At 73.2% G+C, this 14,923-nt stretch carries 13 protein-coding genes and 1 riboswitch; of the genes, 6 read left to right on the forward strand and 7 right to left on the reverse strand.

Annotated elements, in window-relative coordinates; translation table 11 throughout:
• Window positions 1–874, reverse strand: an 874-nt coding sequence (locus tag ABD901_RS51250; protein WP_345141169.1) for a PEP/pyruvate-binding domain-containing protein, incomplete at its 3' end; no start/stop codon positions are given.
• Between the two features lie 321 nt (window positions 875–1,195).
• Here ABD901_RS51250 and dusB point away from each other — a divergent pair.
• The gene (gene dusB / locus ABD901_RS51255; RefSeq protein ID WP_425556846.1) at window positions 1,196–2,311 is read left to right on the forward strand and encodes a tRNA dihydrouridine synthase DusB; all 1,116 of its coding nucleotides are present in this window, start codon (window positions 1,196–1,198) and stop codon (window positions 2,309–2,311) included.
• Here the strand turns inward: dusB and ABD901_RS51260 are convergent, their stop codons facing one another.
• The 3 genes from ABD901_RS51260 to ABD901_RS51270 all read right to left on the reverse strand — a co-directional run bounded on the left by ABD901_RS51260 (window position 2,312) and on the right by ABD901_RS51270 (window position 4,436).
• Window positions 2,312–2,527, reverse strand: a complete 216-nt coding sequence (locus tag ABD901_RS51260) for a hypothetical protein (protein ID WP_345141171.1) — start codon at window positions 2,525–2,527, stop codon at window positions 2,312–2,314.
• A gap of 137 nt (window positions 2,528–2,664) precedes the next feature.
• A complete protein-coding gene (locus tag ABD901_RS51265) occupies window positions 2,665–3,495 on the reverse strand; it encodes an aldo/keto reductase (protein WP_345141173.1) in 831 nt (276 codons plus the stop codon).
• Window positions 3,496–3,518: 23 nt separating this feature from the next.
• On the reverse strand, window positions 3,519–4,436 hold the full coding sequence (locus tag ABD901_RS51270; protein ID WP_345141176.1) for a TetR/AcrR family transcriptional regulator C-terminal domain-containing protein: 918 nt from the start codon (window positions 4,434–4,436) through the stop codon (window positions 3,519–3,521).
• Window positions 4,437–4,503: 67 nt separating this feature from the next.
• Here ABD901_RS51270 and ABD901_RS51275 point away from each other — a divergent pair, with 67 nt between their 5' ends.
• The 3 genes from ABD901_RS51275 to ABD901_RS51285 all read left to right on the forward strand — a co-directional run bounded on the left by ABD901_RS51275 (window position 4,504) and on the right by ABD901_RS51285 (window position 8,547).
• Window positions 4,504–5,682: an FAD-dependent monooxygenase gene (locus tag ABD901_RS51275; RefSeq protein ID WP_345141179.1), complete on the forward strand. Its 1,179-nt coding sequence runs from the start codon at window positions 4,504–4,506 to the stop codon at window positions 5,680–5,682.
• 93 nt (window positions 5,683–5,775) lie between these two features.
• Entirely contained in the window at window positions 5,776–7,326 is a 1,551-nt protein-coding gene (locus ABD901_RS51280) for a diguanylate cyclase domain-containing protein (protein WP_345141183.1), read from the forward strand.
• 96 nt (window positions 7,327–7,422) lie between these two features.
• A riboswitch (cyclic di-AMP (ydaO/yuaA leader) is annotated at window positions 7,423–7,561 on the forward strand.
• Between the two features lie 263 nt (window positions 7,562–7,824).
• Window positions 7,825–8,547, forward strand: a complete 723-nt coding sequence (locus ABD901_RS51285) for a hypothetical protein (protein ID WP_345141186.1) — start codon at window positions 7,825–7,827, stop codon at window positions 8,545–8,547.
• A 16-nt stretch (window positions 8,548–8,563) separates the two neighbouring features.
• Here the strand turns inward: ABD901_RS51285 and ABD901_RS51290 are convergent, their stop codons facing one another.
• Both ABD901_RS51290 and ABD901_RS51295 read right to left on the reverse strand, forming a co-directional pair.
• Window positions 8,564–9,670, reverse strand: a complete 1,107-nt coding sequence (locus ABD901_RS51290) for a polyprenyl synthetase family protein (protein ID WP_345141189.1) — start codon at window positions 9,668–9,670, stop codon at window positions 8,564–8,566.
• Between the two features lie 286 nt (window positions 9,671–9,956).
• Window positions 9,957–10,778, reverse strand: coding sequence for a SanA/YdcF family protein (locus ABD901_RS51295; protein WP_345141193.1), 822 nt, complete (start codon window positions 10,776–10,778; stop codon window positions 9,957–9,959).
• A gap of 105 nt (window positions 10,779–10,883) precedes the next feature.
• Between ABD901_RS51295 and dnaG the strand changes: the two genes are divergently transcribed.
• Together dnaG and ABD901_RS51305 are read left to right on the forward strand one after the other, a co-directional pair.
• Window positions 10,884–12,734 carry a DNA primase gene (gene dnaG, locus ABD901_RS51300; RefSeq protein ID WP_345141196.1) on the forward strand — a complete coding sequence of 617 codons (1,851 nt, stop codon included), beginning with the start codon at window positions 10,884–10,886 and terminating at the stop codon, window positions 12,732–12,734.
• Window positions 12,735–12,771: 37 nt separating this feature from the next.
• Window positions 12,772–13,311 (forward strand): hypothetical protein, encoded by a 540-nt coding sequence (locus tag ABD901_RS51305; RefSeq protein ID WP_345141199.1) that lies wholly within the window; start codon window positions 12,772–12,774, stop codon window positions 13,309–13,311.
• Here the strand turns inward: ABD901_RS51305 and mptB are convergent.
• Window positions 13,308–14,672: a polyprenol phosphomannose-dependent alpha 1,6 mannosyltransferase MptB gene (mptB, locus tag ABD901_RS51310; RefSeq protein ID WP_345141202.1), complete on the reverse strand. Its 1,365-nt coding sequence runs from the start codon at window positions 14,670–14,672 to the stop codon at window positions 13,308–13,310. The two genes, ABD901_RS51305 and mptB, sit on opposite strands and share 4 nt — an antisense overlap.
• Between the last annotated feature and the right edge of the window lie 251 nt (window positions 14,673–14,923).

The following is a 14,923-nucleotide window of genomic DNA, read 5'->3' on the forward strand; positions in this document are numbered from 1 at the left end:
CGAGGTCCTGCAGCGGCATGGTGTTGCGGATGCCGGCGACGACGTCCTCGCCCTGCGCGTTGGCGAGGTAGTCGCCGTAGACGCCGCGCTCGCCGGTGGCCGGGTCGCGGGTGAAGGCGACGCCGGTGCCGGAGTCCGCGCCGAGGTTGCCGAAGACCATCGCGACCACGTTGACGGCGGTGCCGAGGTTCGCCGGGATGCGCTCCTGGCGGCGGTACAGCACCGCCCGGTCGGCGTTCCACGACCCGAACACGGCGCCGACGGCGAGGTCGAGCTGCTCGCGCGGGTCCTGCGGGAAGTCGCGCCCGGTGTGCTCGCGGAAGATGTGCTTGTACGCCCCGACGAGCTCGCGCAGGTGCTCCGCGCGCAGCCCGACGTCCTCGCGGGTGCCCGCGCGGTGCTTGGCGTCCTCCAGGGCGTGGTCGAACTCCTCGCCCGGCACGTCGCACACGGTCTTGCCGAACATCTGGATGAGCCGGCGGTAGGAGTCCCAGGCGAAGCGCTCGTCGCCGCCGGCCTGCGCGGCCAGCCCGGAGACGCTGTCGTCGGTCAGCCCGACGTTGAGGACGGTCTCCATCATGCCCGGCATCGAGAACTTGGCGCCGGAGCGCACGGATACCAGCAGCGGGTCGCCCGGGTCGCCCAGCCGGCGCCCCATCTTGGCCTCCAGCGCCGCCAGGTGCTCGGTGATCTCGTCACGGCCCGGGATCTCGCCGGTGTCGAGGTACGCGCGGCAGGCGTCCGTGGTGATCGTGAAGCCGGGCGGCACCGGCAGCCCGAGATTGGTCATCTCCGCCAGGTTGGCGCCTTTGCCACCGAGCAGGTCCTTGAGGTCGCGGTTGCCCTCTTCGAAGTCGTACACGAACTTCTGCACAACGCCTCCATACCCACTGCGGCACGGCCTAAGTCCTCGTTAGGTCCGGGGTGTGCGGCACACCGTAAGGCGCCTTTCCGGTCCGTCGCCATGTCGGGTGACATGTCGCACAGAGATTGGTACTCCGGTCGATTTCCACTGCATTTGGGAGCGATTCCACGCGCAGAAACACGCACGAGAGCGCTCTCTGACCTTTCGCAAACTTGGCACGTTTCCACACTTCGGGATGCGTATAGATGTATGCGCGGTTCGAATTGCGCGCAGCTTCAATCATCGGTTTTGCTTTGGGCACCCGCCCGCCTGCGTGCGATGCTCGGTGGCGTGCCGCTGCCGCTCGGATCCCACGTCGTCGACCCGCCCGTAGTGCTGGCCCCCATGGCCGGCATCACGAACGTGGCGTTCCGCCGCCTGTGCCGCGAGCAGGGCGCCGGCCTCTACGTCTGCGAGATGATCACCACCCGGGCCCTGGTCGAGCGCAACCCGAAGACCATGTCGATGATCCGCTTCGCCGAGGGCGAGCACCCGCGCAGCCTCCAGCTGTACGGCGTCGACCCGGCCACCATCCGCAAGGCCGTCGAGATGGTGGTCGCCGAGGACCTGGCCGATCACATCGACATGAACTTCGGCTGCAGCGTCCCGAAGGTCACCCGCCGCGGCGGCGGCAGCGCCCTGCCGTGGAAGCACCGCCTCTTCCGCGAGATCGTCACGTCCGCGGTCGCGGCGGCGGGCTCGATCCCGGTGACGGTGAAGATGCGCATCGGCATCGACGAGGACCACAAGACGTTCCTGGACGCGGCGCGCATCGCCCAGGACGCCGGCGTGGCCTGGGTCGCCCTGCACGCCCGCACGGCCGCGCAGCGCTACTCGGGCGAGGCCGACTGGTCCGCGATCGCCGAGCTCAAGCAGTCGCTGGACATCCCGGTGCTGGGCAACGGCGACATCTGGGAGGCCACCGACGCCCTGCGGATGATGTCGGAGACCGGCTGCGACGGCGTGGTGATCGGCCGCGGCTGCCTGGGCCGCCCGTGGCTCTTCGCCGACCTGGCCGCCGCCTTCGCCGGCTCGCCCGAGCGCGTCCTGCCGTCACTGGGCGAGGTCGCCGCGCTGATGTACCGCCACGCCGAGCTGCTGACCGAGTGGCTCGGCACCGAACGCGACGGCGTGACCGACTTCCGCAAGCACGTGGCGTGGTACCTGAAGGGCTTCCCCGCCGGCGGCGACCTGCGCCGCGCCCTGGCGATGGCGTCGTCGCTGGCCGAGCTGTCCGACCTGCTGGCCCAGCTGGACCACGCGGCGCCCTTCCCGCGCGAGATCCTGGGCCAGCCGCGCGGCCGCACCGGCACCCCCGGCAAGGTCGTCCTCCCCGACGGCTGGCTCGCCGACCGCGAGTCCGACACCGTCCCCGAAGGCGCCGAGCTCGACGACTCCGGCGGCTGACTAGCGCCCGGTCGGGTCGCGGAGGGTCCACAGGAACGCGGCGAGCACGAGGACCAGCCCGCCGAACAGCAGCAGGGCGATGCCCATCGGGCGGCCGGCGTCGCCGCCGGCGGCCCAGGCATAGGTGGCGTAGCCGGCCACTGCGAGCGCGACCACGAACAGATAGATCGCGAGACCGCCGAACTTCCGTCGGCCCGGTTGCCGCTCTCCGCCCATGCCGGCGACGATCACAGGCGCAGGGGCATTGTGTCAAGAATGGCGAGGAACTGTGCGCCGGCTTTGATGTCCACGGTTTTTTCGATCGCAGCGCGAATGCTGCGGAAAAAACGCACAGCGGGAAACGGATATGGAGCTCAGAACTCCTCCCACGTCGCCGGGTCCTGCTTGACCGGCGCGCCGGTGTCCAGGTCGGCGACGGCGGCCATGTCCTGCGCGGTGAGCTCGAAGCCGAACAGGTCGGCGTTGGCGCGCTGGCGGCCCGGGTCGCCGGAGTGCGGCACCACGGTGATGTCGCGCTGCAGCAGCCAGCGCAGCACGACCTGGGCGCCAGTGACGCCGAGGCGCTGCGCGATCGCGGTCACGAACGGGTGGTCCAGCACGCCGGTGTTGCGCTCCAGCGGGCTCCACGCCTGCACCACGATGCCGTCGCGCTGCACGTCGGCGACGAGCTCGGGGCGGGAGTGCGAGGGTGAGACCTGCAGCTGGTCGAGCGCCGGCCGGATGCCGGTCTCGGTCGTGACGGTCTCGATGTGCTCGGGCAGGAAGTTCGACACGCCGAGCGAGCGGATGAGCCCTTCGCGCTGCAGGTCGGCCATCTCGGCGTACGACTCGGCGAACCGGCCGACCGCGGGCATGGGCCAGTGGATGAGGTACAGGTCGACGTAGTCCAGGCCGAGGCGCTCCAGCGAGCCCTCCAGGCCGCGCCGGGTCGAGCCGAGGCCCTGGTCGGCGCCGCGCAGCTTGGTGGTGACGAACAGCTCCTCGCGGGGCAGGCCGCACTCGCGCACGGCCGCGCCGACCGCCTCCTCGTTGTCGTAGGCGGCCGCGGTGTCGATCAGGCGGTACCCCGACCCGATCGCGGCGAGGACGGCGTCCGTGGCGCGGCGGCCCTTGAGCGGCCAGGTGCCGTAGCCGACGACGGGCATGTCGTAACCGGAGTTCAGCTTCACGGTCGGGATGCTCATGCTCCCAACCGTAATCGGCGCCGTTACCGCTCGTCCCGCACCAACCGGGTAAGGCCGTCCAGGAGCCGGGTGAGGCCGAACTCGAAGAGCGTGTCGAGCTCGAAGTCGACCGCGTCCGGGCCGAGCATCGCCAGGCGCAGGAAGGTCGGGAACCGCCCGGTGGCGGTGATGCGGGCGAAGCGCTCCTCCTGCGCGGTGAACCACTGCACGTTGTCCAGGCCGGTGTCCTGCTCGGCGCCGGCCTCCCACTCGAGGTTGATCGCGGTGCCGCGCACGTGGTTGGCGAGCATCATCGTGGCGTGCATGGCGACCGGCAGCGGCACGCCGGCGGCGTCGAGGGCGGCGAGGTTCCACTCGGTGTGCGCCATCGCGTTCGCGGCCATCGGCGGGCGGGTGAACGACATGACCTCGGCGGCCCACGGGTGGCGGCGGTACACGCCCCACTGCAGCCGCGCCGAGGTCTCCAGCCGGGATCGCCAGTCGCCGTCGGCGACGCCCGGCAGCGGCGCCTCGCCGAACGCCGCGTCGGTCATGAGCAGCAGCAGCTCCTCCTTGCCGGCGACGTGGCGGTACACCGTCATCGTCGGTAGCCCGAGCGCGGCGGCCAGGCGACGCATGGACAGCACGGCGAGCCCGTCGGCGTCGGCGAGCCGGATCGCGGTGGCCACGACGCGCTCCAGCGGCGCGGGGCTGTCGGGCACGGCCTCGGGCCGGGCGCGGGGCGGGCGCGCCACGACGGTGCCGACGCCCGGGCGCGGCTCGACCAGCCCCTCCCGGCGCAGCGCGGTGAGCGCCTTCGTGGCGGTGGCCATCGCGACGCCGTGCTCGCGCATCAGCTCGCGGGTCGAGGGCACGCGGTCGCCCGGGCGCAGCTCGCCCGCCGCGATGGCGGAGCGGATCCGCGCGACGATCCGCTGGAAGGGGGCCTCGGCGCCGTGCACTAGTGCACACCCTAGCCGTTCCCGCGCACCGTGCGGCGCCCCGTGGGGGTGTTCGTACGGTGTACGCATGGCACGGGTTCTGATCTGCGGCGCGAGTGTCGCCGGCAATGCACTGGCCTACTGGCTGCGCCGTGGCGGGTGTGCGGTGACGGTCGTCGAGCGGGCGCCGGCGGTGCGCGACGGCGGGTATGCGATCGACATCCGCGGGGTCGCCCTCGAGGTGGCCGAGCGGATGGGGATCGCGGACGAGGCGCGCCGGCGCGGTACCGACACGGAAGGCACCAGCTTCGTGGACCGCGACGGGCGGCGGGTGGCGACGCTGCCGCTCGGGTTCGGGGTGCTCGACCCAGCCGACATCGAGATCATGAAGGGCGACTTCGCCTGGCTGCTGCACGAGTCGGTGCCGGACGGGGTCGAGTGGCTCTTCAACGAGACCGTCGCCGAGCTGCGGCCCGGCGGCGACGGCGTCGAGGCGCGGCTGGAGCGCGGCGGCGTCCGGCAGTTCGACTACGTCGCCGGCGCGGACGGCATCTACTCCCGCGTCCGGGAGCTCGCGTTCGGGCCGGCCGAGCGGTACCTCCACCACCTCGGCAGCAACTCCGCGATCTTCACCGCCCCGAACGAGCTGGGCATCGAGCGCTGGCAGCTGATCCACTCCGCGCCGGGGCGGGTGGCGAGCGTGAAGACGGACCGGGGCTCGCGGGAGGTGAAGGTGACGCTGCTGTACGGCGGGCCGCAGCCGGCCCGGGACCGCGCGGCCCGGGTGCAAGCGGTCGAGGCGGCGTTCGACGGCGCCGGGTGGGTGATCCCGCGGCTGCTCGAGGCGATGCGCGTGGCGCCCGACCTGTACGTCGCGCCGAACGCGCAGGTGCGCATGCCCCGCTGGACGGCCGGGCGGATCGCGCTCGTGGGCGACGCCGGCTACGCGCCGTCCGCGCTGACCGGGCAGGGCAGCGGCATGGCGCTGGTCGGCGCGTACCTGCTGGCGCGCGAGATCGCCGCCGGCACGGGCGATCTGTCCGGCTACGACGCCGCGATGCGCGAGTTCGTCGAGCTCAACCAGCGCGCCGCACTGCGCCCCGCGAAGGGCTTCGCGCCGAAGACCGAGCGGGCGGCCCGGATGCAGGCGATGAGCATCCGGATGCTGCCGCACCTGCCATGGCGCGGGCTCATCATCTCGGCGATGATGCGGGAGGCCCGCCACGCGGCCGGCGCACTGACGCTGCCGCCCGCCGCACCGGGGTGATGCGAGGGTTTACACCAGATCCCGTTTGATGCGTCGATGTAGGGGATGCATCAGGCAGGGATCGAAGGTCGGCCGGAACCGGGTGGGCGAGGCATGGAGCGCGATCGTGACGCGGCGATGGCCGCGATCCGTTCCGTCTACCGCATCACCGGCCGCATCAACGCCGGCGTCACGCTCGCCGAGACCCTCCAGCTCATCGTCGACGCGGTCGTCGACGGCGTCGGGTTCGGCGTCGCCGTCGTCAACTACCTGCACCCCGAGGGCGTGTACGAGGCCGTCGCGCTGGCCGGCTCCGAGCAGGCGCGCGAGTCGCTGCTCGGCGCGCGCTACGCGGCGCAGGAGCTCGACGCCTACCTGGAGCGTGCCGAGGAGTGGGGGCAGCTGCGGTACCTCCCGCACGACCGCTTCAGCGAGCAGATCCAGTCGTGGGTGCCCGACGAGGTGCCGGGCGGCGACGGCGTGCCCGAGGACGAGCGCTGGCACCCCCTCGACGCCCTCTTCGCGCCGTTGCGCGCCCCGGACGGTCACATCGTCGGCATCCTCAGCGTCGACCTGCCCGCCGACGGGCGCCGCCCCGGCGCGTTCCAGCGCGAGCTGCTGGAGATGCTCGCCGGTCAGGCCGGCATCGCGATCGACAACGCCAACCTGGTCGAGGCCCTGCAGCGCGAGCGGCGGCACCTCGCGGCCAGTGAGGAGGCGTTCCGGCTCGCCTTCGACGGCGCCGGCAGCGGCATGTGCATGATCGGGCTGGACGGCGCCGACAGCGCCCGGCTCACCCGCGTCAACCCCGCCCTGTGTGAGCTGCTCGGCCGCGACGGCGCCGAGCTCGTCCGGCTGCGCGTCGGCGACCTGCTGCACCCCGACGACCTCGACCGGGCCCGCCTCGCTTTCGCCACGGCCCTGACCAGCAAGGGCGCGCCGGTGCGCGACTACGAGATGCGCTGCGTGCGCGCCGACGGCGAGACGATCTGGGTCGCCGCGACGCTGTCGATCGTGGCCGGGCCGCCCGCGTTCGGCATCCTGCAGGTCCACGACATCACCGGCCGCAAGGCCGCCGAGGCCGACCTCGTCCGCCGCGCCTCCCGCGACGCGCTGACGGGCCTGGCCAACCGCGACGCCCTGGCCGCGCCGCTGGCCGCCGCGATCCGCCGGGCACACGCCGGGCAGGGCGACAGCGCGCTGCTGTTCTGCGACCTCGACGACTTCAAGGTCGTCAACGACACGCTCGGGCACGACGCCGGCGACGCGGTCCTCGTCGCCGTCGCGCAGCGGCTGACGTCACTGGTCCGCCCCGGCGACACCGTCGCCCGCCTCGGCGGCGACGAGTTCGTGGTGCTCACCGAGAACGTCCGGGACCACGCCCGCGCCGCGCTGGTCGAGCGGGTCGAGCGGGCCGTGCGCGCGCCGATCGTGCACGACGGTCACGTTCTGTGCGTGCGGGTCAGCGTCGGCGTCGCCGTGATCGACGACACGGTCACCGATGCCGGCGCGGCGCTGCGGATCGCGGACAAGGCGATGTACCAGGTGAAAGGGCATCGACGCGATCAACGGGTGACGGGGCAGATGACGGGCCGGGTGACAGCGCACGGTGAGCATTCGGCCGCTCCGGGTGGGATCCCGTTACTGCGGTTGGCCGAGCCGTAAACCGCCCAGTATGGTCGGCTGGTCTGCTCCGGTCGACGAGCGCCAAGATGGCGCCGCCGGGCAGGCGCCGTCGAGCCGCATCATCGAGTCGCGCGATCGAACGTGTCGCATTCCTCGATACCGCGGGCCGGGGACCCAAGCAGTCCTTGGGGTGTATCCGTGACCGAGTCACGGTAGGGCGAATCCTCCCGCCCGAACCCGTCAGCTAACCCGGTAGGCGGCACCGGAAGGAGCACCGCTCGTGCTGTATCTCGATATTTCGTCAGCGGCCGCCCGCCGCCATCCTCTCGGCCGGGTGAACGCCAGGACCTAGCCTCCTGGCCGCGCCTTTCACGCTGATCGACGCCCAGTTCTCGCGCGTCCCCGCCTAGCCGTTCCCGGCTGAGCCTTCGGGGCCGTGCCGATGCCGCGCGCCCTTTTCCGTGCGCCGTGTCACCGCGCGCCCATAGCGGGCGTGCGCTTCGCCGTGCGCTGACTTTCAAAGAGGAAACCGCTTACATGAAGCCATTACCGCGCCAGTTCCGTCCGCAGCACCGCCGGTCCGGCCTTGCCGTGAAGACCGGGGCCGTGTCCGCCGCCGTCGTGTCGGCCGCCCTGCTGGCCACCGGCTCCACCGGCTCCACCGGCTCGCCGGTGGACCATACGCCGGTCGCGGCCGTCGCGCCCGCCTTCGCCTACGACGCCTTGATGCTGCTGCCGACGACCGGCACCGCCGCGATCTCGCCCGCCGAAGGCGTCACGCCGGCCGCGCCGGCCGTGCCCGTCGCTCCGCCGCCGCCGCAGCCGCCGCGTCCGGTCGCCGGGCTCAACCAGACCCAGATGAACAACGCCGCGGCGATCGTGCGCCAGGGCCGCGCGCAGGGCCTGCCGCCGAAGGCGCTCGTCGTCGCCGTCGCCACCGCGATGCAGGAGAGCGACCTGTACAACGTCGCCAGCCCCGCGGTCCCGTCCTCGCTGAAGCTGCCGCACGACGGCGTCTCACAGGACCACGACTCGGTCGGGCTGTTCCAGCAGCGCGCGAGCCAGGGCTGGGGCACCGTGGCCGAGCTGATGAACCCGGCACACTCGGCGATGCTGTTCTACAACGCGCTCGTGCGCGTCAAGGGCTGGCAGGGCATGAGCGTCACGGGCGCGGCGCAGGCGGTGCAGCGCTCGGCGTACCCGAGTGCGTACCAGAAGCACGCCGACCGCGCCGCCCAGGTCGTCGCCGCCATCGCCTGACCCGCGACCGCCGTGGCTAACGCGGCGCGGCGGTGGCCCGGCGGGCGAGGGCGACGAGCTCGGCGACCGCGGCCGGTTCCGGCGAGGCCAGGTCCAGCGCGAGCAGGGCCTGGGAGAGCAGCTCCTCGGCCTGGCGGCGGCACCAGTCGCGGGCGCCGGACTGCTCGATCGTCTTCGCGGCGCGCTCGGCGTCGGCGTCGCTGAGCCGGCCGCGGCCGTCGAACAGGCGGCTCAGCTCGTCCGCGCCCGCCGCGATCGCCGCCGCGACCGGCAGGGAGCGACGGCGGCGGCGCAGGTCCGCGTACGCGGGGCGGCCCGGGCGCGCGCCCTCGGCCCAGATGCCCAGCAGGTCCTCGGCGAACTGCACGGCCAGGCCCAGGCGCACGCCGAACAGGCGCAGCCGCTCGACCTGGGCCGGGTCGCCGCCGCCGGCGACGGCGCCGAGGGCGCAGGCGCAGCCGAACAGCGCGCCGGTGCGCTGCTCGACCATGGCCAGGCAGTCGCGCAGCAGGTCGGTGCGCTCCTCGCCGACGGCGTCGGGTCGGGTCTCGCGCAGCGCGAGCGAGGCGTGCTGGCCGTGCAGCAGCTCCTGCACGGTGTCGCCCAGCACGCGCATCATCGTGCGGTCCGGGCCGGGACGGCCGGGTGGTTCCGCGGGGGAGTGCGTCGCGGAGCCGGCCGGGCCGATGCGGTGCGGTCGCCGGCGAGGCCGGCCGGGCGCGGTGTGCGTCGGGTCGCCGGTGGCCACGACGTCGAAGGCGAGCGCGAGCAGCGCCTCGCCCCCCAGCGCCGCTGGCTGGCTGCCGACCACGCTCCAGGCGGCGCCGGCGCGCCCGTCGACCAGGTCGCGGCGGATCGCCGACCAGTGGTGCATGAGCTCGACGGCGACCGCGGCGGGCACCGCATCGTGCGGGTCGCCGCCGACCGCGGCCGCGCACACCAGGGTGAGCGCGCTGCGCAGCGAGGCGGCCCGGGTGTCGTCGCCGAGGTGCCAGCCCAGCTGGAGCTCGGCGATCTCGCGGGACGGCTCGGGCAGCCGCCCGATCGCCGCGCGCAGCGGCGGGTCGACGAGCCGGCCGGCCCAGCCCAGGACGTCCTCGGTGGAACGCAGCACGATGACCATCAGCCGCGCCGCACCTGGAGTTCCACGCGCACACTCGCCCTCACCGGACCCGCACCACCCATCGCACTCAAACCGGCACTCGCGCCGGTCCTCAACGGTTGCGTGGCCGGCGAGCGCCGGTCGCGGTATCGGGCGGTGCCGATCCGGCCGGCGTCACGGGCCTGGTCAAGTATGCCGGTGCGGCCGGGCCCGCACGGCGAAATCGAGGATGCGGGCGTGGCGAAGACGGTTGTCGCCCGTCAGGTGCGTGTCGCGCGAAATCCGCGTGTCGTCGCCGCAGACGCGGTCACGCGGAGTGCGCGGCCACCGCCTGCCGCAGCGACGGGTCCGGGGGTGACTGCACCGCGGGCCGGCGGTGCCGCAGCGCGTCCCAGGCGGCCTTCCAGGCGGCGCCGACGTCCCTGGCCGCGTTGAACCAGATCGTCACCATCTGGCAGCCGTGGCAGCCGGACGGGACGCCCCACGCGTCGACTCCCACCCGGCGGCAGAGGGTGACGGCGCGGTACAGGTGGATGTCCTGGCTCACCAGCAGCGCCCGGTTGACGCCGTAGACGTCGTGCGCCCGCCGGCACGTGTCGTAGGTGTCGAGGCCATACGGGTCCACCACGATCCGCGACGGGTCGACGCCGTGCGCGGCGAGGTAGTCGCTCATGACCTTGACCTCGTTGCCGGAGCCGCCGTGCGCGTCGCCGGAGATCAGCAGCGCCTTCACCTTGCCGGAGGAGACCAGCGCGGCGGCCGCGTCCAGCCGGTTGCGCAGGAACGACATCGGGTCCTTGCCGCCCGGCGCGATCTGCGCGCCGAACACGATCGCCACGTCGGCCGACGGCGCGCGGCCCGCCGGCACCACCCGCCCGGAGGACTCCGCGCGGATCCAGGCCGTCGGCGCGAGCAGTACGGCCACCGAGACGACGGCGGCGACCGCGAGCCGGCGCAGGGCGCGACGGCGGCGGCGCCGGTCGTCGGGCAGGCGCCTCGAGAGCCCGAGCGTGGCGATCATCACCCAGCGCCGGCGGTACCACGGTCGCGCGGCCGGGCGCGGCGCCGCCTCGGGCTCGGCCGCCACCCCCTCGGGCTGGGCCGGCGGGACATCGGGCTCGGTCGGCATGCGCGCAGCATGGCACGGCCCGGCAACCCGCCGCCGCCCCGTGAGTCGTAGATTGTCGGTGCCGCGAGGCAGGATGGACGGCGTCGGACGGTTGGGAGGTGGCAGTTGGCCGGCAAGATCAAGGACGAGGACATCGCCCTGGTCCGCGAGCGCACGTCGATCGAGGACGTGATCTCCGAGCACGTCACGCTGCGCTCCGCGGGCGGCGGCAACCTCAAGGGCCTGTGCCCCTTCCACGACGAGAAGACCGCCTCCTTCAACGTCTCGCCCGCCCGCAACGTGTATTTCTGTCACGGCTGCGGCGCCGGCGGCGACGCCATCAAGTTCCTGATGGACCACGACCACCTGAGCTTCGTCGAGTCGGTGGAGCGGCTGGCCGCGCGCGCCGGGCTGCAGCTGCGCTACGTCGAGGCCGGCAGCGCGCCGATCCGCCAGACCGGGCAGAAGCAGCGCCTGATCGCCGCGCACGGGGAGGCGGCCCGCTTCTACGCCGAGCAACTGGGCACGCCGGGCGCCCGGGCGGCCCGCGAGTTCCTCGCCCAGCGCGGCTTCAGCCGCGAGGCCGCCGAGCGCTACGGGTGCGGGTTCGCACCCGACGGCTGGGACCATCTCAGCAAGCACCTGCGCCAGAAGGGGTACTCCGCACAGGAGCTGACCAGCGCAGGCCTCTCCCGCGAGGGCCGCTCCGGCGGGCTCATCGACCGGTTCCGCCGCCGGCTGCTGTGGCCGATCAAGGACATCTCCGGCGAGGTGATCGGCTTCGGCGCGCGCAAGCTGTTCGACGACGACGACGGGCCGAAGTACCTCAACACGCCCGAGACCCCGCTGTACAAGAAGTCGCACGTGCTCTACGGCATCGACCAGGCCAAGCGGGAGATCGCCAAGCAGAGCCGGGTCGTCATCGTCGAGGGCTACACCGACGTGATGGCCTGCCACCTCGCCGGCGTCCCAGTGGCCGTCGCGACCTGCGGCACCGCCTTCGGCGGCGACCACATCACCGTCCTGCGCCGGCTGCTGCTGGACGCCGACGGCTACGGCGGCGAGATCATCTTCACCTTCGACGGCGACGCGGCCGGGCAGAAGGCGGCGCTGCGCGCGTTCGAGGACGACCAGCGCTTCGTCGCGCAGACGTTCATCGCGGTCGGCCCCGACAACATGGACCCGTGCGAGCTGCGCCTGGCCAAGGGCGATGCGGCCGTGCGCGACCTGGTCGCCGACCGCCAGCCGCTGCTCGACTTCGCGCTGCGCTCGGTGATCCAGCGCTTCGACCTCAACACCGCCGAGGGCCGCGTCGGCGCCCTGCGCGCCACGTCCCCGCTCGTCGCCAAGATCAAGGACCGGGCGCTGCGCCCCGAGTACGCCCGCAAGCTCTCCGGCGACCTCGGCATGGAGCTCGAGACCGTCCAGCGCGCGGTCGCCTCCGCCGCGAAGGGCGTCATCGACCCGATCCCCGCCCAGCCGCAGCGGCGCGTGCTGTCCCCCGACAGCGCCGAGGCCCTGGTCGAGCGCGAGGCGCTGAAGCTCGCGCTGCAGCAGCCGGCGCTGGCCGGCCCGATGTTCGACGCGGTCGGCCCGGAGATGTACACCCATCCGATGTATGCGACCCTGCGCGCCGCGTTCGTCGAGGCGGGCGGCGCCTCGAGCGCCGGCGGCGGCGCGGTCTGGATCGAGCGCGTCCGCGAGTCCTGCATGGACCTCGCGGCCGGCGCCCTGGTCGCGGAGCTGGCCGTGGAGCCGCTGCGCCTTGACGGCGAGCCCGACCCGCGCTACGTCGAGGCGACGATCAACCGCCTGCAGCTGATGGCGCTGAACCGCACGATCGCCGAGCTCAAGTCGAAGCTGCAGCGCATCAACCCGGTGACCAACGCCGACGAGCACCTGCGGCTGTTCAGCGAGCTGGTGTCGCTGGAGCAGCACGCCCGCGCCCTGCGCGACCGCGGCGCGAGCCGCTGGTGACGCGTCCGATCTCACGTTTTTAGGGGTCTGCACCGCAATGTTCGGGTTTCTGCAACGCCGGCGGCTGCCGGCGGACAAACGCCCCAAACTCGGGCCCGACGAGCGCGTGGTCGCCTGGGCCGGAGCGACCGGGGACAACGTCGTGGTCGTCACCAACCAGGGAGTGTGGCTGCCGGGCGTCGGCGAGCGGCTCGGCTGGCACGAGATCCACAAGGCGACCTGGTCGGGCCGGCAGCTGGCCGTGGTCGCGGCGCGGGAGGTGGGCGGCGACGAGCAGTACGCGGTGATGGCCGACCTGCCGCCGCTCGTCATCACGCTGCTGGACCCCGACCGCGTGCCGGAGCAGGTGCGGGTGCGGGTCAACAAGTCGATCGCGCACACCTCGCACCACCCGCTGGACGAGATCACCGGCGTGCGCGGTGGCGTGCGGGTCGTCGGGCGGCGGGTGCCCGGGATCAATGGGCTGCGCTGGACCGTGCGCTACGACGACGGGGTCGACGCCGAGGCGCCGGGCGTGGCCGAGCACACCCAGGAACTGGTCGCCTGGGCCAAGTCCGGGGTGGGCACGGTTCCTTAGCGTTCGGCCGGCACCGCGGTACCACCGCGGCGCCGAACGAACCGGTAGACGACGACCGCGACGAGGGCCACGTCCAGGAACGCGCCGGGCAGCTTGGTCTTCGTGGCCAGGCCCAGGCTGTCGGGCAGGGTCAGGAACGGCAGCGCGACGACCGCGACGTGCACGCCGGTGCGCAGCCGTCCGGTCAGGTGGGTGCCGGCGAGGACGGCGATGCCGGCCAGCGCGTACCAGGCGTAGAAGACCGGGCCGAGCACGGCCGTGGCCAGCAGCGCGAGGCCCGCGCCGGTGAGCACCGGGTCGGCCGCCTCGCCCGGCGCGCGGCGGGCCGTGCGCAGTGCCCGCCACCACAGGGCGAGCAGGATCGCGGCGAGGGCGACGAACCCGGCGGCGCGCGCGACGGCCACCGCGGTGTCGAACGCGGCGGGCCGGCCGGCGGCGCGCAGCACGTAGCCGGCGGCCATGCCCACGCCGGTCGGGATCGACAGCCACTGCTTGAGCTGCGCCGTGGACCCCAGCGCGCCCAGGAAGCCGATGCCGTGCCCGGTCGCCGCGGCGAGGAGCACATACGCGCCGGCCGCCGTCGCGGTGAAGCTGATCGGCGCCCGCCGGCAGAGGCCGTTGGTTCGAAATAGCAGCAGCAGTACCGCAAATGGCGCCGCGACCACGGCCGTGACCTTGATCGCGGCGCCGAGCCCGAACGCGACGCCGGACAGGCCCGAGCGCCCGCGCGTAGCGAACGCGAACCCGGCCAGCACGAAGCCCGCGAGCAGGATGTCGTTGTGCACGCCGGACACGACGTGGATGAGCACCAGCGGGCTCGCGGCGAGCGCGGCGTTGCCGTCGGTGAGGCGGTGCGCCGCGGCCACGCACAGCACCAGCCCGAGCACGGCGACCAGCCGGAACAGCCCGACGGCCACGATGAGGTGCCCGTGCGCGAGCCAGGCGACGCCGCCGGAGATGGCGAACCACAGTGGGCCGTACGGTGTCGGCGTGTCGCGCCACAGCGGCGGCACGTCCGACAGCCAGGTGCACGGCAGCGCCGACGGGCCGTGCTCGTAGAGGTTCAGGCCGGCGTCGAAGAGCTGGCCCTGGCAGGCGTACGCGTACACGTCCAGCGCGCCCATCGGCGGCGCGACCAGCAGCGGCGCGGCCCAGATCGCCGCCGTGACGAGGACCTCGCGCGGTCGCGTCGACTCGCGCAGCCCCCACCAGGCGCGCGCCAGCATGAGCAGGGCGACGAACCAGACGCAGACGCCGGTCACCCAGGCGGCGTCGTGCGGCAGCGGCTTGCCGGCCAGGAAGCCACTGACGGCCAGCAGGACGGTGGCGGCCAGCCCGAGCCAGCGCGGGTTGAGGCGCACCTCGGCATCCTAGACAGCGGCACGGGGCCGGCCTGGAAGCGCTTCGCCGAGAAAAGTTTTGGCGACCCGTTTGCCCCGATTTAGGAAAGGTCGGATGATCTCCGATCGTGGGCCCTGAACTGCGGAAACGGCCATATTTTCGAGAGCGTCCGAACTTCTGTCGTATCCAGCAAAAGTTTGGTAACAGGCGAAAGAAGCCCTAGACGCGGGGGGTTGGGCGGGCCTAAAGTCTCGACGCAACACGGGTGTAA

The organism is Dactylosporangium darangshiense (assembly GCF_039537565.1).
Classification (GTDB): Bacteria; Actinomycetota; Actinomycetes; order Mycobacteriales; family Micromonosporaceae; genus Dactylosporangium; species Dactylosporangium darangshiense.